Here is a 20,940-nt window from a genome sequence, read left to right as displayed (position 1 = left end):
TGGTGGGGGATGGTTGGTGATGATGTGGATCGGGACGTGACGATGTCGGTGTCTGGGCAGCAGGGTTCGGAGCAGGGTGCGCGGGAGGATGTGCATCGGCTGATCGCCGAGGAGCTCGGGGTTCGGGAGGGGCAGGTCAGGGCGGCCGTCGAGTTGCTCGACGGGGGTGCGACCGTGCCGTTCATCGCCCGCTACCGCAAGGAGGTGACCGGGACCCTCGACGACACGCAGTTGCGTACGTTGGAGGAACGGCTGCGCTACCTGCGGGAGTTGGCCGAGCGTCGGGTCGCCGTGCTCGCCGCGATCGAGGCGCAGGGCAAGTTGGACGACGCGTTGCGGGCGCAGATCATGGCGGCCGATTCGAAGGCCCGCCTCGAGGACATCTACCTCCCGTACAAGACCAAGCGCCGGACCAAGGCGCAGATCGCCCGCGAGGCCGGCCTCGAACCGCTGGCGCTCGGGTTGCTGGGCGACCCGTCGCGCGATCCGGTCGCCGCGGCCGGGGCCTTCGTCGACCCGGACAAGGGTGTCGCCGATGCGCAGGCGGCGTTGGAGGGTGCCCGCGCGATTCTGGTCGAGCGGTTCGCCGAGGACGCCGACCTGATCGGCGCGCTGCGCGAGAAGATGTGGACGCGCGGGCGCGTGGTGGCCAAGGTGCGCGAGGGCAAGGAGGAGGCGGGCGCCAAGTTCGCCGACTACTTCGACTTCGCCGAGCCGTTCACCCGGCTGCCGTCGCACCGGATCCTGGCGATGTTCCGGGGTGAGAAGGAGGACGTCCTCGACCTGACGCTGGCCCCCACCTCGGACGCGGCCGAGGAGGGTGACGGTCCGACCGAGTACGAGCGGGCGATCGCGCACACGTTCGGGATCACCAACCGCGACCGCCCAGCCGACAAGTGGCTCGCGGACACCGTGCGTTGGGCCTGGCGCACTCGGATCCTGGTGCACCTGGGCATCGACCTGCGCGGTCGGCTGCGCCAGGAGGCCGAGGACGAGGCGGTTCGAGTGTTCGCCGCCAACCTGCGCGACCTGCTGCTGGCCGCGCCGGCCGGCACCCGCGCCACGATGGGCCTCGACCCGGGCCTGCGTACCGGGGTCAAGGTCGCGGTGACCGACGACACCGGCAAGGTGGTGGCGACCGAGACGATCTATCCGCACGAGCCGCGCCGCCGCTGGGACGAGTCGATCGCCACGCTCGCGCGCCTCGCCGCCGCCCACCGGGTGGACCTGATCGCGATCGGCAACGGCACCGCCTCACGCGAGACCGACAAGCTGGCCGCCGAACTGATCGCCAAGCACCCCGAGTTGGGCCTGACCAAGGTGATGGTCTCCGAGGCCGGCGCCTCCGTGTACAGCGCCTCTGCCTTCGCCTCGCAGGAACTCCCGGACCTGGACGTGTCGTTGCGCGGCGCGGTGTCGATCGCCCGGCGACTCCAGGACCCGCTGGCCGAGTTGGTCAAGATCGACCCCAAGTCGATCGGCGTAGGCCAGTACCAACACGACCTGTCCGAGCTGAAGTTGTCGAGGTCGCTCGACGCGGTGGTCGAGGACTGCGTGAACGCGGTCGGTGTTGACGTCAACACCGCGTCCGCGCCGCTGCTCACCCGGGTGTCCGGGATCGGCGCGACGCTGGCCGAGAACATCGTGCAACACCGGGACGCGAACGGGCCGTTCAAGACGCGGCGCGACCTGAAGAACGTGGCGCGGCTCGGCCCGAAGGCGTTCGAGCAGGCGGCCGGCTTCCTGCGGATCCCGGCCGGCGACGACCCGCTGGACGCCTCCTCCGTGCACCCCGAGGCATATCCGGTGGTGCGCCGGATCGCGGCGGCGGCCGGTGGCGACGTCCGCACCCTGATCGGCGCGGCGCCGAAGTTGCGCGCGCTGGACCCGAAGGCGTTCACCGACGACAAGTTCGGGCTGCCGACGGTCACCGACATCCTGCGCGAGTTGGAGAAGCCGGGGCGCGACCCGCGACCGGCGTTCAAGACGGCCACCTTCAAGGAGGGCGTCGAGAAGTTGTCCGACCTGCGGCCCGGGATGCTCCTGGAGGGCGTGGTCACGAACGTGGCCGCGTTCGGCGCGTTCGTGGACGTCGGCGTGCACCAGGACGGCCTGGTTCACGTGTCGGCGATGTCGAAGACCTTCGTGAGCGACCCGCACGACGTGGTCAAGTCGGGGGACGTGGTGCGGGTCAAGGTGCTCGACGTGGACATCCCGCGCAAGCGCATCTCGTTGACGCTGCGGCTGGAGGACGAGACGGCCGAGCGCGGAGGGCGCGATGGGCGGTCGTCCGGGGAGGGGCGGTCCGGGGACGGGCGCCAGGGTGGTTCGCGGCAGGGGCAGGGGGGTCCGCGGCAGGGCCAGGGTCAGGGCGGCGGCGGGGCCGGCGGGGGCCAGGGGCGCCGGGGCGCGCCGCCGAAGCAGAGCCGCGGGTCGCAGCCGCCCTCCGGCGGCGGCGCCATCGCGGACGCGCTGCGGCGGGCCGGACTGGTCGAGTAGGCGCGGTTGTTCGGTTGATCGTGCGTGCGCGTCGGGTGAGCCTCAATGCCTGCCCGGCGCGCACGCGGTTCGCCGGCCCCCGCCCGCTCGCAGGTGCCTCGCACCGCGTACGGGCGCGCCGGGCGTCAACCCGCCTGGGCCGCCGGCGGCACCAGCGCCCGGAGTACCGACACACGGGTCACCCCGTATTCGGCGAGCAGGTCGGCCACCACTCCCGGGCCGGACGTGAGCGCGAGCAGGACGTGCTCGTCGCCGATGTGCTTGTCCCCGCGCTCCAGCGCCTCCCGCAGCGACTTCTCCAGCACCCGCTTGGCCCCCTCCGTGAACGGCCCGGGTGCCGAGCGACCGCCGAACGGCCACGCCCGCCGGCGTCGCGGCGCCATCGCCAACGCGCCCTCGCCGTGCACCTGTTCGACCCTGGCCACGATCTCGTCCACGTCGATCCCGAGGTCGGCGAGCGCGGCCTGGTCGGCGGACGACACCCCGCCGCGCCGGCGCGCCCGGGCCAGCGCCTCCATCACCTCGTCGCGATGGGCGACGAAACCGATCGTCGCCAGCGCGACGGCCGCCGGCGTACCCTGCCCGTCCAGCAACGCCGCGAGCATGTGCTCCTCCCCCACCTCGCCGGCCTCGGCCCGTCGCGCGTGCCCGGCCGCGCCGCGCACGACGGCGCGGGCATCGTCGGTGAACCTCTCGAACATCAGTTCCTCCCGTGCTTCTTGTGCACTGCCTGACGGCTTACTCCCAGCTCGGCGGCGATCTCCTGCCACGACCAGCCCTGCACGCGCGCGCTGCGCACCTGCACGGCTTCGAGCTGTTCGAGCAGCCGCCGCAGCGCGGCCACGGCCCGCAGGCCCACACGCGGATCACGATCCCCCGCCCTACTGGCGAGGTCGGTTGCTTCGGTCATGTCTGTCAACGTACGTTGACGCACACTGGATGTCAATCAAGGTTGACACTCGAATATTCGACACACGACAGCGCCCGAGCCGATACCGTCGCCGACCATGCGCATTCTTGTTTTGGGCGGCACCGCGTTCGTGGGCCGGGCGATCGTCGAGGACGCACTGCGCGAAGGCGCCGACGTGACCCTGTTCGGGCGGGGACGAACCGGATCGCACCTGTTCCCGGACCTGCCCCGGCTGATCGGCGACCGCGACACCGGCGACTACGCGGCGCTGCGCGACGGCGAATGGGACGCGGTGGTCGACGTCAGCGGCTACGTCCCGCGCCACGTGAACCAGGCGATGGCCGCACTCGGCGACCGGGTCGGCCGCTACCTGTTCGTCTCCAGCCACGCCGTATACGTACAGACCGGCGTCGGCCCCGGCTCGGACGAGGACACCCCGCGCCGCCCGCCCCGCCGCGACACCGAGGTGCTCGACAACGACACGTACGGCCCGTGCAAGGTCGCCTGCGAGGACGACGTCCTGGCCCGGTACGGCGACCGCGCCACGATCGTGCGCCCCGGCAAGGTCGTCGGCCCGCACGACGTCCAGGAAACCTTCACCTACTGGGTCCGCCGAGCCGCCCGAGGCGGCCGAGTGGCCGTTCCGGGCGACCCCGACCAGCCGGTACAGGTGGTCGACTCCCGCGACCTGGCCCACCTGGTCACCCGCCTGCTGACCGACAACCGCCCGGGTGCCTTCCACGCCGTCGGCCCGGCCGAACCCACCACGCTGGGCACCCTGATCGAAACCTGCGCCAAGGCGGCCGGCGCCGACATCGAACTCGTCCCGGTCCCCATCGACGCGGTCCCGGCCCACTTCCCCTTGGTCACTCCAAAAGCCCAATGGCCCACCCGCCAACGCAGCGCCGTCCGAGCCCGAGCCGCCGGCATGCCCGCCACTCCCCTCCCGGTCACGGTGGCCGACGTCCGCGCCTGGGACCGACAACGCGGCGAACCCCCTCTCTCACACGGCCTGTCGGCGCGGGAGGAGGCCGACCTGCTCGCCGGCGCGTAGCCCGAGGGGCCGGGCGGCGCGGTCCCGACCCGGCCGGCACCGACCACCCCGGCGTACGCGGTCGCCGATCAGCTCGGCAAACCCGTCCGCCCCGTCGCCCGAAGATCGGCGAGCAGATCGTCCAGTACCGTCTCCTCCTCGACCCGGCGACCCACGTCCCGCATCGCGTCGGCCAGTTCGGGGTCCCAGGCCGCGGTCGTCGGCGCGCCCGTCAGCGGGGTACCGGGCCGCGCGGCGACGGCCGTGAGGTAGTCCGACGCCCGATATCGCCACGGCTGGACCCGGACGCGCGCGGCCAGACCGGACACGATCCGCAGACCGCCCCAGTCGAAGTCGCCGTGCGCCCGCACCACCGCACCATCGGCCGTCAGCGCCGCCAACAGCCGCACCGCGGCGGTTCCGGGCTGACCCGATACGCACACCAGCGGTGGGCAATCGGCGCCGATCCCATGCGCCGCCGCCGCGACCACGGCCGGGTTCTCGCACACGAACACCACGGCCCTCGCGGGCAGCGCCGCGGGCGGGTCACCCGCGAGCTGACGCAAGGTCAACACCGCCGGCTGGCCGGCCGCGCCCAAAATGGCGAGCGCCCGCCCGGTGGGCGAGGCGTCGTCGCCGGGCAGCCCGAGGGTGAGCACCGTGCTGGACAGATCGTCCTTGAGCAGCCCGACCGCCGCCCAGACCGCCCGCCGCCACTCGGCGCCGCTGCCGGCCGGGATCCCGCCGAGGACTCGCGCCGCGCCGAACACCAAAGTGGTCAACGAACGATCCTCGTCGAGCGCGTGCGCGTCGGCACGGACCCGGGCCGCGAAAACGCCGATCGGCTCGCCCTCGACCGGCAACTCGCCCAGTACCGCCGCGACATCCGTCAACGTGCGATGGGCCGCCTCGGGCCCGCCACACACGCGCCGAACCAACCCGGACGCCCGGATGTCCGCCGCCCAGCCCGCCAACTCGGGCCGGCGGACCACCAGTTCGTCCAGCGGCTCGAACGCGTGCGCCCAGGCGCCGCGCTCCGCCGAGGCGACCTCGTGGCGCGGCACCACCGGGCCGACCAGGATCTCGACGGCCGCCGCGAGGCCCTCGGGGCATGCGCCCGATGCGCGCAGGATTCGATCGACCGCCGGCAGCGCGACCGACAACGACCCACCGGAACGTGCCGGTCGGCCCAACAACCTTTCCACCGCGACCCGTTGCCCGGCGGTTGGCGCCTTGAGGGTGACCGATCCGTCGAGATCGCGGGCGTGTTCGAGGCGGTGTCGCGCCCGGTCCACCAGCCAGGCGAGGTCCGGGCCGCCGAGCAGACGTTCCAGGTGTGTTCCGCTCACGTCCACAGCTCGTCCTGGGTGGCGCCCTCCGAGCCGCCGGAACGCGGCGCCGGCACCGTCGCGGACAATCCCATCGGCTCGGGATCGACGGCGCGGAAACGGTGTTCGCCGTTCCATTCCCAGCGCGTCACCAGCACCGCCGCGATGTCGTCCACGCGGGACAACTGGGCGATGGCCAGACCCGGCACCTCGGGATAGCAACCCCATTCGCGTTCGCTGGTCATGACCACGTCCAGGTCGAAGGCCGCGAGCAGCCCCAGACATTTGGCCCGCGAGTCGTCGTCCACTCCCGCGAACGCCTCGTCCAGCGTGACCAATCGAGGCGCGTACGGGTTGGCCGCCGAAGCGTAGTGCGAGGACGCCGCCGCGAACAGCGGGACCGAGGCGGCGAGCACCCGTTCGCCGCCGGAGGCCGGGCCGGTCGCGGTGCTCCACTGGCCGTGCTGATGCCGCTCGATGCCGAACTCGTGCCACGAGCGGTAGTCGAGGGCCGTGCTCAGCTGTTCGACCCAGGTACCGCCGGCGTCCCGGCTGCGCACCCGCGCGATCTCGGCCTGGAGGAACTCGCCGACCGCCGCGCGGTCCTCGGCCGTCCAGGCATCCGCGGTCTGGCGCAGCAGCCGGGCGCGGGCGGCGGCCAAGCCGGTCGGCGCCTCCTTGGCCGGGCGCCACACCAGCCGCAGTCTCATCCCGGTGCTGGTCGGGCGGGCCGCCAGTTCAGCGTTCATCACGGCCACCCGGCGCTCCGCCGCGCCGATCAACTCCTGGAGGGTGCCCGCCACTTCGGAGATCAGGTGGTTCTCCAGGATCTCTCGCTCCCGGGCCGAGAGCAGCCGCCGTCGCGCCTCCACCTCGGCGGCCAGCGAGGTCGCGAGCCCGGCCACGGTCGAGGTGCGGCCCTGGAAGACGACGTCGACGACGACGCCGTCCTCCAGCATGTGTCCGGAGGCGGTGTGGCCGTGCCGGCCCAGGGCGTCCTGGAGGTTCTTCAACTCCTCGGCGACCCGCCGCTGCACGCGCTCCCACGCCTGGTCCGAGTCGTCGATCTGCTCCAACTCGCGCTCGATCCGGCGCGCGAAGCGCACCGACGGATCGGCGGCCCACGCGGAATCCGGTGCGGGCACCTCCAGTTCCGGCAACGCCACGGTGAGCAGGCCGGTGCTCGCGAACCGGCGCAGCGCGGCCACCGCCTCGTCCCGGGTGCGCGCGGACTCGGCGACGTCGCGCTCCAGTTGTTGCCGACGGCCCTGGGCGACGCCGCCGGCCTTGACCGCGTCGGTGTGCTCGCGGTGGGCGCGCCGGGTCGCGTCCTCGCATCCTCGCAGGGCCAGGCGGGTCGCGGTCAGTTCGCGTTGGAGTTCGGCGACGGCCGCGCCGACGGTGGCGGCGAGGGTTTCGTGACCGCTCTCGGCGGCGAGCGCCCGACGTTGTGCCGCCGCGGCGCGCTCACGCAGGCCGCCCGCGTGTACGGCGACCCGTTCGGCCTCCACGCGTTCGCTCGCGGCGGCGGCCGAGGCGGCGGTGTGTTCGCGCAACGCGGGCCACAGCGCCGCCAATGCCTCGCGGTACCGGGCCAGGCCGGCGGACACCGGGGCGAGTTCCTCCGGGGCGGTGGGCAGGCCGGTGTCGACGGCGGCGCGGCGGGCCTCGTCGGCGGCCTCGTCGGCGCGGGTCGCCGCGGTCACCACGTGCCGCTCCTGTTCGGCGCGGCGGGTGTCGAGGGCGGCCAGCCGGGTACCGGCGGCGGCGACCTGCGCGTGCGCCCGGCGCAACGCCTCGTCGCCCGGTCGGCCCGCCAGTTCGTCGTCGAGTCGGCGCTGACGCGTGGTCACCGCGGCGGCTCGGTCCACGATGTCCGCGCGCCGGACGTCGAGTTCGGCCAGTTCGGCGACGACGGCCTCGATCCTGGCCCGACGTGCGCGCTCGCGTGCCCCCGCACCCAGGTATTCGGCGTTCGGCTTGGTCCAGCGGCCGGTCAGCATGCCGAGGGTGAAGGTGCCGTCCGCGGCGACCCGGGTGGTCGCGGCGCTGTCCGACCCCCAGCCGATGGCGGCGAGCAGGCGGCCCACCGTCGCGTCGGGCACCGCCGCGGCCCGCTCGTCGGCACGGTCCACGGCCGGGCTCAGCACGTCGCCGAGGGTGGGCCCGGCAACGGGCGGCCCGGGTCTGGCCAACAGCTCGCCGGTGCCCACCGAGGTGGCCGTACCGTCCGGATCCACCCACGCGTCGAGGAGGCCGGATGCCTCCAGGGCCGCCTCGAGGCCGGCCCGGTCCGCGCCGCCCGGCACCGCGTCGGTGAAGTCGACGAGGCGCCACAGGGGGGCGCCCGGGCGCGTCGTGCGCGTGGTGTCGTCGCGGGTGTGCGGTGGGCGCGGCGGTCGGGTCCCGCCCGCGCGCAGGTCGGCCAGTTCGGCCCGGAGCCGCTCGGCCTGCCCGTCGACGTCCCGCAGTTCGCCGGCCACGGCGGCGGCCTGCGCCGCGAGCACGGCGTGCCGCTCGCGCGCCGCCGCGTCGGTGGCCACACGGACCGGGTCGGGGCCGGCCAACGTGTCCGCCCACACCGTGAGTTCGTCCAGCAGGCCGAGCGGATCCGCCGGTCGCAGTTCGGCGCACTCGGCCAGGTACGCCTGCACGGCCGCGACAAAGGACCGCCTCTCGGCCAGCGTCACGTCGGCGCAGCGCTCGTGCTCCTCGGCCTGGGCCGCGAGTTCGGCCTCGATGTCGGTGAGTCGCTGCCGGGCGGCGGTGCGTACGCCGGCGAGCCGCTCGGCGTCGCGGTGCAGCCCGGCCAGGAGTTCGACGGTGCGTCGGCGGCGGTCCACCAGGTCGTCGGCGGCCCGACGTACCCGGGGTTCGTCGGCCGGCGCGGCGGCCACGTGTTCGGCGTGTGCGGCGGTCAGTATCGCCTGCGCGGCCGCGTCGGCGGCCTCGCGGCGCACGGCGTCGACTTCACGGACGGCGACGGTCAGTCGGGCGCCGGCGGCGTCCGCGCGTTCGCTCGCGCGCCGTTCGTCCTCGCTCGCGCGCCGTGCGTCGTCCTCGGCCTGGGTCGCGTCCGCCCTGGCGGTGCGCGCGGCTTCGGCGGCCCGGTCGAGTTCGCGGGCGCTGCGCATCTCCGGTCCCGCGCGCAGTGCCTCGTCCTTGGCCTGGAGCCGGGCTGCCTCGGCGGTGCACTCGGAGATGAGTTCCTCGGCCGCCGCCACCCGTAGTTGGGCCTCGGCCTCCTCGTCGCCGGCCCGGGTGAATTCGGCGCGCAGCGTGTCGTGGCGGGCGTGTTCGCTGCGCGGTGCGCGGGCCCGGCGACGCGAGGCGACCTTGGCGTAGCGCTGATAGTGGGTCAAGAACGTGGTCGCCGCCTGTTCGGTCTCGGCCATCGCGGCGAGCCGGGCCTGGTCCTCGTCGAGACTGCGGAATGCCTCGGCGACGTCGGCGACCACCGCCTGGTCCATCGGCGCGAGGGCTTCGGTGAGCGCCTTGGACAGGGCCTTCTCGCTGGGCCGCTTGGACAGTTGCGGTTGGCGCAGTTGGATGAGCAGGTCCACCAGCGCGGCGTAGCGCTGTTCCCCGAGGCCGAACAGCGCGTCGTCCACGGCCCGGCGGTAGCTGCCCGCCTGGTCGTGGACCAGGCCGTGGCCGGCCAGCGCCTCGGTGAGGCGGTCCCGGGTCAGCGCGGTGCGGGTGCCGTCGATCAACGACAGGTCCTCGCCGACGCGTTGTGTGGTCACGAAGTACCAGTGTCGGACCACCCCTCGGCCCGCCACCGCCTTGAGTCCGCAGCCGAGGGTGCGGAATTCGACGGTGCCGTCGTCGGCGCGCCTGCCGAATTCGATCCAGGTGTAGCCGAGCCGTTCGCTGTGCGGGTGTTCGCCGCCCAGGAGCAGATTCCATTCCATCCGCTTGCGCGGATCGCCGTCGGGTTCGACCCGATGCGCGGACAGGTCGCCGTCGAGCAGGAACGGCAGGGTCAGGGCGAGCACCTTGGACTTGCCGGTGCCGTTGTTGCCGCGCAGCAGCAGCCGTCCGTCGCGGAAGTGGAACTCCTCGACGTCGTAGTGGAACAGGTCCACCAGGCCGGTGCGCAGCGGTTGCCACCGCTCGCGGGTGGGGTGCGGCAGGATCGGGCTCATCGGCGGCTGCCCTTCGGTGCGGTTCGCCGGGTACGCGGGCCGGGTGCCCTGGCTCCTGGTTCGAGGAGGACGGTCTGGCCGACGGCGTAGCGGGCGAGGGCCGGCAGCGCGACGACGGCGGGGGCGCCCTCGTGGTCGTGGGTTCGGGCGAGCAGGCCGAGGGCGGTCAAGCGGCCCACGGCCTGCTCGACCAGTTCGGGCTCAGCGCCCGGTTCGGTCGCGGCCTTGCGCCAGTAGCCGCCGTGTTCGCGGGCGAACTCTCGCACCAATGCGTGGAGTTGGGCGAGGGGGACGATCGGGGCCGATTCGGGGTCGGCCGCGGGGTCGGTGTCGATACCGGCTCCGGTACCGGCGGCCAGGCGTTCGGCGAGCAGTAGCGTCACGTGCCCGTCGGTGCCGGTGTCGGGCATTTTGACGTCGGTCAGTTCGTCGTCGGGGTCGACCATGGCGATGCCCTCGGCGCGTACTTCGGCGACGAGGCCGGTCAACTCCGTGATGGCGCCGGTGATGTGCGGACGCTGCTTCTGGAGATAGGCGAGTTCGGCGTCGGGCAGGTCCGCGTAGTACAGGACCGGGTCGTCCAGGAGCGCACGGGTGAGGTGATGGCGGATGCGTTGGTTGCGCAGGTCGTCGTTGTCGAGCACGGAGTCGTCGGCGAGCGCCGCGAGTCGGTCCTCGAAGGCGGTGGCGAAAATCGTGGAGGGGCCTTGTCGGGAGCTGAGCAGCCCGGCCAACACGCGGCGTTCGACGTCGTACAACGCGTCCCCCGTGGCTTTGAGATACGCCTCCTCGTCACCGGCCACCAGGGTCAGCACGCCGAGGCGGATCAGCAGCCGGACGACGGCCACGAGGTCGGCGCGTTCCTCGCGGTTCTCCAGCGTGAACTCCACACCGGCCGCGCCCAGCGCCGGATCGGCCGCGCCGATCACGATCTGTCCGGCCAACCGCCCGAGTGCGATCTGGTGATCCGATCGCTCCAACGCGGCCAGCGCGAGGCACACGAGCACGTATCTGCGGGCACCGAAGGGCAGTTTCGTGCGTGGGTCGCGCGCCGGATGGGTGGCCGACCGGGAGTCGGCGGGGACCTTGTACAGGCGCGCCACCTCGGCGTCCACGTACAGCCGCCAGCCGGTGTTGCGTTCGAACCAGGGCCGCAGTTCGGCGGCGAACTGCTGCACGAGCCGGAACTCCTCGCCGCCGTCGCCCCGAGCACGCAGCAGGGGCGTGCGCAGCAGGGCTCGCGCGGCCCGGCGCCGCTTGACCCGGCGGTCCTCGTCGAGTGCCGATCCCAGCGCGGTTGTTCCGGGTGGCCTGCTCATGCGCCGACCTCTTCCGTATCGGGGTCGGTCATACCGGGTTCGCCGACCGTGCCGAGGTCGCCGGGCTCGCCGGGCTCGCCGAGGTCGATGATCTCGATCAGGAAGTCGGGGCCGCTGAACACCCCGACGGTGGTGTGTACTTCGGCCCGCGCGTCGTCGTCGGGCAGGGTGAGGTGGATCTCCATCGAGCCGTCGTGGCCGGTGGCGACCACATGTGTGGTCTCGGGGCGCCAGAGCGCGAGCGCGTCACCGAGGAGGTGCAGGAACAGGCCGAAGGTGACGGGATCCAGTTCGGGCAGCCGACCGAGCCGGGTCACCCCGTGGGTGGCGAGCAGGGCCCGCGCCGCCGCGAGTTGCACGCGTTCGCGGTGCGCGTGTTCGGCGAGGAATCGGCGTGCGTCGGATCGGTCCGCGACGCGGTTGGGCTTGCCGCGACGCTCGTACGATCCGGTCTTGCGCAACTGCGGACTGATGTGGATCGGCGGGGCATCGTGCCACGGGGTGCCGGCGGCGGGCGGATCCTGCTCCCGCGCCGCCAGGCTCTGCGCGTCCACCGTCAGGTGCCGGGCCGCGTGCAATCCGAAGGCCGAGCGCCACAGTCGATGCCGGGACGCGTCGTCGGGAGCCTGGGCGAACCAGAGCGCGAGGGCCCGAAAGTCGGCCGAGCGATCGGAACGGCCCGCGCGGCGCTCGTTGAGCACGCCGACCACGGTGAGCAACTGCGGCACCGCGCTGCGCGCACGACTGCGCAACAGTCGTGCCTGCGACTCGTGGCCGCCTTCGGCGATGAACCACGCCCGCAGACCGAGCCAGCGCCCGACCCACGTCTCGTACAGCGCGCGGCGCACGGCCGCCTCCGCACCCTCCGGTTCCGCGTCCACGAGGGTCGGATCCGGCGCGGCGTCCCCCGCCTCGCGCTCGGCGGCACCGACCAGGAGCCGCCGCAGCGGCCCGTCGTCCCGGCGCGGGTCGCCCAGCTCGTCCAGCAGGCCGGCGATCTGCGCACCGCGCGTGACCAGATCGGCGATGAAGCGCTCCAGGTAGTCGATCAGGCGATCCTTGTAGGCCAGGAACACCTCGACATCCGCGTCGTGCAGGTCGATCGTGCGCTGGAGCGACCCCATGAAGGCCCGCGCGTTGTCCGCGAGGTCGTTGAACCGGTGCGTCAGGGTGATCAGCGCGAGGTGAACCTTGCCCTCGTCGAGCCGCTCCGCCGCACCGAACCCGATCAGCGCCCGCAACTGCGTCGCGATGTCCGCCAGCGCCACCGCCTGGAGCGCCCCACGCCGTCCGAGCGCCGCGTCGTACGCGCTCAGCGCCTCCTCGACCGCCTCACCCTCGCGCGTGAGCTGGTACAGGTACCGATGCCGATAGAAGTCCTCCACGGACGTCACCCGCCCGGTATCGGCGTCCGCCCGCAGGTTCCCCCACCCGGCCAGACTGTCCAGCGCCGCGGCCACCGCCGAAAGCTCCACCCGGTCCACGAGCGCGGCCTGCACGTCCTCGGGCCGCAAATGCACCAGGAACCGCTGCTTGGCCTCGACGAAGACACCCATGATCGCCCGATACAACGCACTGTGCTGCTGCGCGGTCAGGTAGCTGAACGGCCTTCGACTCACGACCTCGTCGTCACTCGACATCGCCAACCATTGTGCCGCACGCCATCCCCCGAACGGCCCCTGGCGCACCCTGGCGAACCCGCCCACCCACCCCTGAGCCCACCCCACCCGCCCACCCCCCAAGCCCCAGGTCAGCCCCACATCCGCCCCGGTCCGGCCCCCCTGCGGATCTTTGATATGGTTCTCCACGTCGCCGCGCAAAACAGGGCGACCACCCGGTCCGGGTGGCGGAATTGGCAGACGCGCTAGCTTGAGGTGCTAGTGCCCGAAAGGGCTTGGGGGTTCAAGTCCCCCCTCGGACACAGACCATAACCCCAACTTGTGCGGGTCGAAGCTTGCTTCGACCCGCACTTGTTGCGTTCCGGGGTCGTACGTGAGCTGCAGCTCTAGGTGTGCTCCCATGGAGGTCGGTCACGGATCTCCCGCTGTTGTGATCTTGAACGAGGGAGGGGCCTTCCGGGTTCAGTGGATTGCGACGTCTCTACACAAACGAACAATGGGCTCTGGAGCCGCTCGGGCACCAACAGAAACCCCAGTTGATCTGGGATTTGCATTTCTGAGCGGTGCCGTTGCCAACGGACCGGCGAACCCCAGACCAGGGGATCCTAGACCGAGCCCGGCCCGCACCGGAGGCGGCGAGCTTCCGCGCTCTGTCCTCACGTGAGCGTCCATACCACAACTGGTCGCCTGAGCCGGAGGCGATGATCCGCGAAGGAGCCAGTGAGGAAGAGGCGAGCCCGGATACGCTTGGTTAGCGGGCCATCAGGGGTACGAGAGCGGCGGGGAGAGCTGACTGTGGGCTATACGGGGCGGGGACCCATCAGGACGACGACGCTGGAACTGCACCAGATCCGCGAGGCGTTGATTCGGGGATACCGGGGACTCGTCGACGAGAGCGACCTCCAACGAAATTCCGAGGTGGATCGGGATCGGGCGTTCCTGTCCCGAGCGGTTGCTGCGACTGCTATTCGCCGGGTGACCGGCTGGGATCACAAGGCATGCGCGAATGCCGTGATCGACGGCAGTCGGGACAACGGGATCGACGCCGTTGCCGTGACCGACGGCGCTCAGGTCTGGCTCGTCCAGGCGAAGTGGAAGGACTCGGGTACGGCCGGCTTTGACACGCACGCCGCCCGCGCCTTCATCGACGGGTTGAACCTGCTGGAACAGCGCCGGTTTGATCTGTTCAACGACAAGCTGCTGCCGTTCACCGCCCGCTTGGATTCGGCTCTCACGGACACTCGACTCAAGATCACCCTGGTGATCGCGGTCGTCGGCAACGACCCACTGCATGCAGATACGGAAGCGGTCCTGGAACGGGCGGCCGAAGACCATTTCGGTCTCGGGCCGATGCTGGACTACCGGCTCATGGGCGCAGGTGAGCTGCTCCAGCAACTGAAGAACGACCGCGCTCCGGAGCCGGTCGACATTACTGTCCGCATGCCTCAATGGATCAAGAGAGACATGCCGTTCGTGGCCTATCAGGGGTCGGTCGCGGCCTCCGAGGTCGCACAGTGGTACGAGGACCACGGGGATCGCCTCTATGACGAGAACATCCGCAAGTCCTTGGGACTCACTCGAATCAACTCCGGCATCCAGACCACACTCAGCGAAGAACCGGACAACTTCTGGTACTTCAACAACGGCATCACCATCCTGTGTGACGAGATCGAGCCCACCTGGCCGGGCAGGCGGCGCCCGGATGAAACGGTCGAGCTGCGGCTGAGGCGGGCCAGCGTCGTCAACGGGGCACAGACGGTGACCGAGATCCACAAAGCGAGGGAGCTGACTCCGGAGACTGTCGACGACGCCGATGTCACCGTCAAGGTCATTTCACTCGGAGCCGATCGAGGGCGGTACGCAGCTCGGATCACGGAGACCACGAACACCCAGAACGACGTGTCCCAGCGGGATTTCGTGGCCCTAGACAACACCCAAGAGCTAATTCGCGAGGACTTCGACCTCTCGCTGCAGAAGTTGTACGTCTTCAAACGAGGGGAAGCCGATCCCGCACCGGAATCGGGATGCTCCGTGGTCCACGCGGCGATCGCCCTGGCCTGCGCCCATCGGACTCCCGAGCTCACCGTACGTGCCAAGCGGGACACGGACCTGTTGTGGGAGCGGGGTCGAAGCGGGGCATATCCACGTCTGTTCGGTGAGATCCCAAGTGCATTCCGGATCTGGCGCAGCGTGTGCATCCACCGTGCCGTGGGCGAGGCGCTCGACGCATTGCGCAAGCGTGTGTACGGACGGGCTGCGGATGCGGCTCAGCGAGGTGACCTGATCGTCGCCCACCTGGTGTTCCAGCTTCTCGACATCGACGACATCGACGAACCGACGTACGACCTGGAGGCCACGCTTACCGGGGTGCCTGTTCTTGCCGAGGCCGTGCTGTCGTGGCTCATCCACCATATCGATGCGACGTTCGGTCCCACATCCTTCCTCACGAGCACCTTCACCAACGAGACCAAGTGCAGAGAACTTGCCCGCCTCGTCCTGCCAGATGTGCGCAGTGGGCGGCCCGTACCGAAACTCCCCGAGAACTACCAGCCGCCCGCTCAGAGGAGTCGGAAGTCGCGTCGTCCCGACACGGTGCCGACGTTGATCAACGCAGGGCTGCTTGCGGACAGTACTCCGCTGACGTACATCCCGGGCACTGTTCCCGAGGCTCGTGCGGTGGAGGAATGGATCGCAGCTGACCCTCGCAGGCCACAGGCGACCTGGCAGAACGACCGCAGCAAACCGCTTCTCTGGGCCTATGACGGCCGGCTGTACTCCGCCAACAAGTTGATCCTCCGTATCTGGGAACTTGCCGGATGGGACGAGGCTCCAACCTCGGTACAGGCACCGGCGCGCTGGACTCCCGATGGCAAACGGAATCTCTACGAGCTGGCCACCGAGTGGCTCGACAGCCAGAACGACGAAGACTGACGGGACGGTCACGGCATACGGCCGGTCTCTGGCGACTTCGACACGGAGCGTTGAGACAGTGAAGGTGAGCTTCGTGTCGAAGCCGCGCCCGGGACACGGTCGCGCCGGATGGCATTCGCGGCGAGTTCCGCGACCCGCCACCGGCCGTGGAACCCACCGCGTGGTGCGCTTTCGTCGGGCACGCGGTGGGGAACTGAGCAGTCGTACGAGTGGAGGGATCGCCTGCACTCGGGCGGCCTCCTCCGCGCCGCTTACTCGAACCGCCGCAGCCGCTGGATGAATCCGTCGATGTCGGCGAGTTCCGGGGCCTGCGGCCCGCGATAGCGTCGCGTCGCGTCGCGAAGGGTGATTGCGGCGGCCCGTGCCTGTGAGAACCGCTCCGATCCCGCCTCCAGGCGCATGATCTGGGCGAGCGCCTCCAAATGGCGGTCGACGGCGTCCTCGTCGCTCTCGTCCGGGCCGTCCTGTGCATACGCAGTGAAGGCAGCGACGGCAGCAGTGGTCTCGCCGAGTTCCATACGGCACTCGGCCTCGTAGTAGAGGCACCGCCGCACTTCGATGTCGTCGGAGCCGAATCGCCGGCCGAAACCCTTCACAGCATCCTGGAAGAGACCGAGCGCCTCGCTGTGCGCCCCGGCGAGGAACTTCACGTGCGCCAGGGACAAGGTCAGTTCGTCCACCAGAGCGCTGTCGGCGGCTCTGGCCAGTGCGTCTGTCAGCACGTCGGCCGCCTGGGTGAACTGCTTCTGGCCGACGAGTTCCGACGCGCGCTCGGCCGCTTCCTCGGCCTCGGCCTCGCTCAGGGGCAGAGCGCCGGGGCCCCCCACCACCGGGGCGTTCAGCAGGGTCAGCGTGTAGGCGCTTGCACGGCCACGTCCGCGGCGGACCGATCCCCCGAAGGGCCGGATAAAGGGAGTACATGGATCGAGCTCGAGCCCGCCGACGGCGACCAAAGGCGAGGTGCCGGCCAGAGTTCCCCGAGAGGCCAGCGGAAGCAACGTCTCGTAGACCGTTGCCGCCGATGTCCGGTCTTCGGGGTCCTTCATCATCATCTCGAGCAACAGTCGTTCGATATCGCTGGGCACATCGGGACGCAGCCGGCCGACGGCCGGGGCAGCGCTGTTCACTTGGTGCCAGGTGACGGACTTGTCGTCGGAATCGGTGAAAGGAGTGCGTCCGGTGAGGAGTTGATAGATCACGCAGGCGAGTGCGTAGATGTCGGCGGCCGGCCCGACCGCGTTGGCCAGGCTCTGCTCGGGTGACATGTAGGCGGGAGTGCCCACGGTCATCCCGGGCTGGGTCAGATGGGGGTTCGATCCGGAGCCGAGCAGCGCCGCGACGCCGAAGTCGAGCACCTTCACCACCCCGCCCGGGGTGAGCATCAGGTTGGCCGGCTTGATGTCGCGGTGTACGACGTCGTGGCGGTGGACCTCGTCCAGAGCGGAAGCGATCTGTGCTCCGATGGCCGCCGCCCAGGCGAGCGGCAGCGGCTCGTAGTCGTAGTCGGTCTCGTCGATGAGGGTCTGGAGTTCGCGCCCCCGCAGCAGTTGCATCACGACGTACAGCCGCCCGCTTGCCTGGTCGAATCCGGTGTCGTAGACGGCCGGTATCCCAGGGTGTTCGTGGAGGCCGGCAGTCGTACGGATTTCCCGCAGGAAGCGTCGACGCCGGGTCTTCATCGCCTCATCGTGGGCGGCGTCCCGAATGACATTCGCGTGCGGCTGTTCGTCGAGCATCATCTTGACGGCGACGCGCCGGTCCAGGCTCACATCGTATGCCTGCCAGACCTCGCCCATGCCGCCCGCGCCGAGGAGGGTGCTCAGGCGGTACCGCCCGGCCAGCACTCTTTCCGACTGCCTCGCGTCCTGGGTCGGCACCCTGTCGTCCCCCATGCCGCACCCTCTCCTTCGTGGTGATCGTCGGTGCAGATTATGGTGTGGGAGGCCAGGCAGGCTTGGTGGGATTCAACCCACGATTCTTCAACTCTGCCGCCCGTTCGGCTGTTGCCTGCCGGTCGGCCTCACGACGGGCCGGGCGGCGGATCAAGTTGTACGACTGGGCCGTGGCGACCCGCCGGAAGATGCGGTTCACCCTGTCGTCGTCGAAGTAGCGAACCATCAGCGCATCATTGGACTGCGCCTGCTTGATCACGAAGTCGTCTATATCCTTGGCCAGTTCGCGGCCGTAGGTCTCCTCGTCCTGAGCCAAGGCCACCTCCTGCATATCCGGGTTCTCGGCGATCGTCACGACTAGCTGGCCGAGCAGGATCTGGTCCGCCGTGGACAACCCCGCGCCCAGCTCGTCGTTGATGGACTGGATGACCTCTGCGAGCGACTTCTCCTCGACCTCGGCTGCCGCACCTGCCGCCAGAGCCACCAACCCCGGCAGCACCTGGGCTCCGACGGTCTCCAGCTTCAGCTCTGGGGTTCCGGTCTGCTTGACCAGCATGTGGCTGGGCACCGTCTCCCCTATGTCGGCGGCCGCAGTGCCGTCGGGACGCGGAAGCCGGCGCAACAGGAACCGCCCGTACTGGAAAAGGCGTTCGAGCTCCAGGTTCGCGAACCCGATGATGTGCGAGAGCCAACCGTACGCCTTGACGTACGACTCCAAGGCCCGGCGGAACTCCTCGGCTTTCTTCGGTTCCTGGGCCGCGAGACCGTTGAAGCGGTCCACAGCGGGGGCCGTGTAGTGGTACAGCCGCGCGTGCGCCTTCTTGACCTGGTCCTCCGTGGCACGGTTGTCGTCGAAGGCCGCGAGGTACGCCTTGACCAGCGCGTCCATCTCGGCTTCCACGAGCAGCTGGTAGCTCATGACCTCATCTTGCCGATCGAACAGCAGATTGGGGTCGGTCGGCTCGGTCAACGACGTCTCGTAATACGCCTGGAAAGCGTCCTTGATGACCTCGAACTTGTTGGCGAAGTCCAGGACGAACAGGTCTTCCTGGGATTTCAGCGGGTGTGTGCGGTTGAGACGGGAGAGCGTTTGTACGGCGGCGACGTTGGCGAGTGGCTTGTCCACGTACATCGTCGTCAGAAGCGGCTGGTCGAAACCGGTCTGATACTTCTCCGCAACGACGAGGATCCGGTACTCGCGCTTCGGTACGGACGGCGGGTTCGAGTCGTCCGCGCGTACGTACCCGAATCGGGCCGGGAGTTCCTTCTCCGGGAAACCGTTGAGCTTCGATTCGGTGTATTCGACGTCATCGAGCGTCAAGGCGCCGGAGAACGCGACCAGCGGGGTGCAGTCCGTGGCACCCCGCTCGTCCACATAATTGCGGATCGCGAGGAAGAGCCGGACCGCGTGCTCACGGCTGGGGGTGACGACCATGGCCTTGGCCCGGCCGCCGAGACTGCCCGCGCTGTGGGAGCGGAAGTGATCGACCATGATCTTCGCCCGCTGGGCCAACGATGCCTCGGACAGCAGCGCCGTACGCACCAGCTTGGAACGGGCTTTACGCGGGTCCACCTGCTGCTCGACCTGTTCGGCCGCGTCATTGTGCAGCTTGAAGTAAGTGCCGTAGGTGATGAACGTGTCCAGCACGTTGAGGATGAAGCCCTCGTCGATGGCCTGGCGCATCGAGTACACGTGGAAGGGTCCTGGCTTGCCGGTGGCCGGGTCCGGCGTGCCGAAGAGTTCGAGGGTCTTGGGCTTGGGGGTCGCGGTGAACGCAAAGAAGGACATGTTCGGCTGTTGGCCGCGCGCCAGCGCCTCGGCGGTCAACGGGTCGCCGTCCGCGTCCACGGTCTTGGAGCCGAGGGCCTTCTTCAACGCCGCCGAGCCGTCGCCGCCCTGTGAGGAGTGCGCTTCGTCGATGATCACCGCATAACGGAGCTTCCCGAGCCCGCCGACCTTCTTCAGAATGAACGGGAACTTCTGGAGGGTGGTGATGACGATGCGTGCGGTGGACCCGGTGAGTGCTTCGGCGAGCTGGGTGGAGTCCTCGTCGACACGCCGCACGACACCGGGGGTGTGGGTGAACTGGAAGATCGTGTCCTGAAGTTGTTTGTCCAGGACCCGGCGGTCGGTGATGACGATGACCTTGTCGAAGACCGGCTCGTTGGGCTTCGCGCCCTTCGCACGGATGGCCTCGCCGAGCTGTGTCGGATCCTCGGGGGTATGCAGGGACGACAGTCGGTGTGCGAGCCAGGCGATGGTGTTGGACTTGCCCGAACCGGCCGAGTGCTGGACAAGGTAGTTCTCCCCGGCGCCGGTCCGGGTCGCATGGTCGGTGAGCTGCCTTACGGCGTGCCACTGGTGGTAGCGGGGGAAAATCAACAGCTGGGTGTGCGCGCTGCCGGGGCGGTGCGAAGGGGACTTGCCGGCCTTCGCCTGCTCGTCCTCGACGTGGAGGTAACGCTCAAGCAGCTCGAGCCAGTTGTCGCGGTTCCAGATCTGTTCCCAAAGATACGAGACGGGGTAAGCGCCATCCTGTGCCTCCGTGGTTTGCGGATTGCCCGCACCGCCGGAGACGCCGGGGCCATCGGAACCGATGTTGAAGGGAAGAAAACGGGTCTTCTTCCCGGCCAAGCGAGTGGTGAGGAACGCCAGGGTCGGGTCCACCGCGAAGTGCACAAGGGTGCGCTTGGCGAAGAACAGTTCCTTCGGATCGCGGTCGGTGCGGTACTGGCGGATCGCGTCCTCGACGCTCTGCGGGCGTTGCGTGAGGTGATTCTTCAGCTCGACGGAGGTAGTGGGAATTCCGTTGACGAACAGCGCCAGGTCGACCGACTTGGCGGGAGTCTTCGCCGAGTAGTGGAACTGCCGTACAAAGGTGAGCCGGTTGGCGTTGTACTCCTCCAGGGCGTCGGCGGCGATTGTGTGCGCGGGCCGGAAGAACGCGAGCCGGATCTTGACGTTGCGGTCGTTAACGCCACGCCGGAACACGTCGAGGACGCCGCGGGCGTCGATCTGCTGCGCCACGCGCTTGGCGAACCGCAGGATCGAGGCCTTCTCGTCCGCGTCGTATTCGGCCTGGAGGCGAAGCCAGGCGTCGGTCTGTGAGGCACGGAGGAACGAGGTCAATTCGTGCGTGTCGATGCCGAGTTCATGATTGTAGTTCTTTGCCAGGGCCGGCTCCCATTTATGCGTGAGGAGCCCCTTCTCGATAGCGTTCTCGAACGCTTCCTCGGTGTCTCCGCGCGCCATGGAATCAG

Annotated in this window: 11 protein-coding genes and 1 tRNA gene; 4 read left to right on the top strand and 8 right to left on the bottom strand. The window is 70.0% G+C overall.

Annotated elements, in window-relative coordinates; genetic code table 11:
* Positions 1-42 precede the first annotated feature (42 nt).
* The gene (locus tag ACH4XV_RS21080) at positions 43-2,499 is read left to right on the top strand and encodes a Tex family protein (RefSeq protein ID WP_395792022.1); all 2,457 of its coding nucleotides are present in this window, start codon (positions 43-45) and stop codon (positions 2,497-2,499) included.
* A 125-nt stretch (positions 2,500-2,624) separates the two neighbouring features.
* On the opposite strand, the gene ACH4XV_RS21075 is transcribed toward ACH4XV_RS21080, so the two are convergent.
* Together ACH4XV_RS21075 and ACH4XV_RS21070 are read right to left on the bottom strand one after the other, a co-directional pair.
* Complete coding sequence (locus ACH4XV_RS21075; RefSeq protein WP_395791892.1) at positions 2,625-3,200, bottom strand: Clp protease N-terminal domain-containing protein; 576 nt, start codon at positions 3,198-3,200, stop codon at positions 2,625-2,627.
* On the bottom strand, positions 3,200-3,409 hold the full coding sequence (locus tag ACH4XV_RS21070; RefSeq protein WP_026218136.1) for a helix-turn-helix domain-containing protein: 210 nt from the start codon (positions 3,407-3,409) through the stop codon (positions 3,200-3,202). Before ACH4XV_RS21070 ends, ACH4XV_RS21075 begins: the two co-directional genes overlap by 1 nt.
* Positions 3,410-3,506: 97 nt before the next feature.
* Between ACH4XV_RS21070 and ACH4XV_RS21065 the strand changes: the two genes are divergently transcribed.
* Positions 3,507-4,463: an NAD-dependent epimerase/dehydratase family protein gene (locus ACH4XV_RS21065; protein ID WP_395791890.1), complete on the top strand. Its 957-nt coding sequence runs from the start codon at positions 3,507-3,509 to the stop codon at positions 4,461-4,463.
* 68 nt (positions 4,464-4,531) lie between these two features.
* Here ACH4XV_RS21065 and ACH4XV_RS21060 read toward each other — a convergent pair whose 3' ends face one another.
* From ACH4XV_RS21060 to ACH4XV_RS21045, 4 genes are read right to left on the bottom strand one after another with little or no spacing between them, the layout of a single operon-like run.
* A complete protein-coding gene (locus ACH4XV_RS21060) occupies positions 4,532-5,791 on the bottom strand; it encodes a TIGR02679 family protein (RefSeq protein ID WP_395791888.1) in 1,260 nt (419 codons plus the stop codon).
* Complete coding sequence (locus tag ACH4XV_RS21055) at positions 5,788-9,918, bottom strand: TIGR02680 family protein (RefSeq protein WP_395791886.1); 4,131 nt, start codon at positions 9,916-9,918, stop codon at positions 5,788-5,790. The genes ACH4XV_RS21060 and ACH4XV_RS21055 overlap by 4 nt, the downstream gene beginning before the upstream one ends.
* The gene (locus ACH4XV_RS21050) at positions 9,915-11,237 is read right to left on the bottom strand and encodes a TIGR02678 family protein (RefSeq protein WP_395791884.1); all 1,323 of its coding nucleotides are present in this window, start codon (positions 11,235-11,237) and stop codon (positions 9,915-9,917) included. The genes ACH4XV_RS21055 and ACH4XV_RS21050 overlap by 4 nt, the downstream gene beginning before the upstream one ends.
* A complete protein-coding gene (locus tag ACH4XV_RS21045) occupies positions 11,234-12,877 on the bottom strand; it encodes a TIGR02677 family protein (protein WP_395791882.1) in 1,644 nt (547 codons plus the stop codon). The genes ACH4XV_RS21050 and ACH4XV_RS21045 overlap by 4 nt, the downstream gene beginning before the upstream one ends.
* A 197-nt stretch (positions 12,878-13,074) precedes the next feature.
* Between ACH4XV_RS21045 and ACH4XV_RS21040 the strand changes: the two genes are divergently transcribed.
* Positions 13,075-13,158, top strand: a tRNA-Leu gene (locus ACH4XV_RS21040).
* Between the two features lie 493 nt (positions 13,159-13,651).
* Positions 13,652-15,787: an AIPR family protein gene (locus ACH4XV_RS21035; RefSeq protein WP_395791880.1), complete on the top strand. Its 2,136-nt coding sequence runs from the start codon at positions 13,652-13,654 to the stop codon at positions 15,785-15,787.
* A gap of 251 nt (positions 15,788-16,038) precedes the next feature.
* Here ACH4XV_RS21035 and ACH4XV_RS21030 read toward each other — a convergent pair whose 3' ends face one another.
* On the bottom strand, positions 16,039-17,679 hold the full coding sequence (locus tag ACH4XV_RS21030; protein WP_395791878.1) for a protein kinase: 1,641 nt from the start codon (positions 17,677-17,679) through the stop codon (positions 16,039-16,041).
* Positions 17,680-17,716: 37 nt separating this feature from the next.
* Positions 17,717-20,932, bottom strand: coding sequence for a type I restriction endonuclease subunit R (locus ACH4XV_RS21025; RefSeq protein WP_395791876.1), 3,216 nt, complete (start codon positions 20,930-20,932; stop codon positions 17,717-17,719).
* Positions 20,933-20,940 lie beyond the last annotated feature (8 nt).

Origin of the sequence: Embleya sp. NPDC020630 (genome assembly GCF_044334985.1) — a bacterium.
In the GTDB taxonomy this organism is placed as follows: Bacteria; Actinomycetota; Actinomycetes; order Streptomycetales; family Streptomycetaceae; genus Embleya.
The sequence above is the reverse complement of the archived record's forward strand: the minus strand, read 5'-3'. Positions and strand labels throughout refer to the sequence as shown.

Coding starts and splice junctions, on each gene's coding strand:
- ACH4XV_RS21080 (WP_395792022.1), top strand. CDS start 43: ATGTCGGTGTCTGGGCAGCAGGGTTCGGAGCAGGGTGCGCGGGAGGAT.
- ACH4XV_RS21075 (WP_395791892.1), bottom strand. CDS start 3,200: ATGTTCGAGAGGTTCACCGACGATGCCCGCGCCGTCGTGCGCGGCGCG.
- ACH4XV_RS21070 (WP_026218136.1), bottom strand. CDS start 3,409: ATGACCGAAGCAACCGACCTCGCCAGTAGGGCGGGGGATCGTGATCCG.
- ACH4XV_RS21065 (WP_395791890.1), top strand. CDS start 3,507: ATGCGCATTCTTGTTTTGGGCGGCACCGCGTTCGTGGGCCGGGCGATC.
- ACH4XV_RS21055 (WP_395791886.1), bottom strand. CDS start 9,918: ATGAGCCCGATCCTGCCGCACCCCACCCGCGAGCGGTGGCAACCGCTG.
- ACH4XV_RS21050 (WP_395791884.1), bottom strand. CDS start 11,237: ATGAGCAGGCCACCCGGAACAACCGCGCTGGGATCGGCACTCGACGAG.
- ACH4XV_RS21045 (WP_395791882.1), bottom strand. CDS start 12,877: ATGTCGAGTGACGACGAGGTCGTGAGTCGAAGGCCGTTCAGCTACCTG.
- ACH4XV_RS21030 (WP_395791878.1), bottom strand. CDS start 17,679: ATGGGGGACGACAGGGTGCCGACCCAGGACGCGAGGCAGTCGGAAAGA.
- ACH4XV_RS21025 (WP_395791876.1), bottom strand. CDS start 20,932: ATGGCGCGCGGAGACACCGAGGAAGCGTTCGAGAACGCTATCGAGAAG.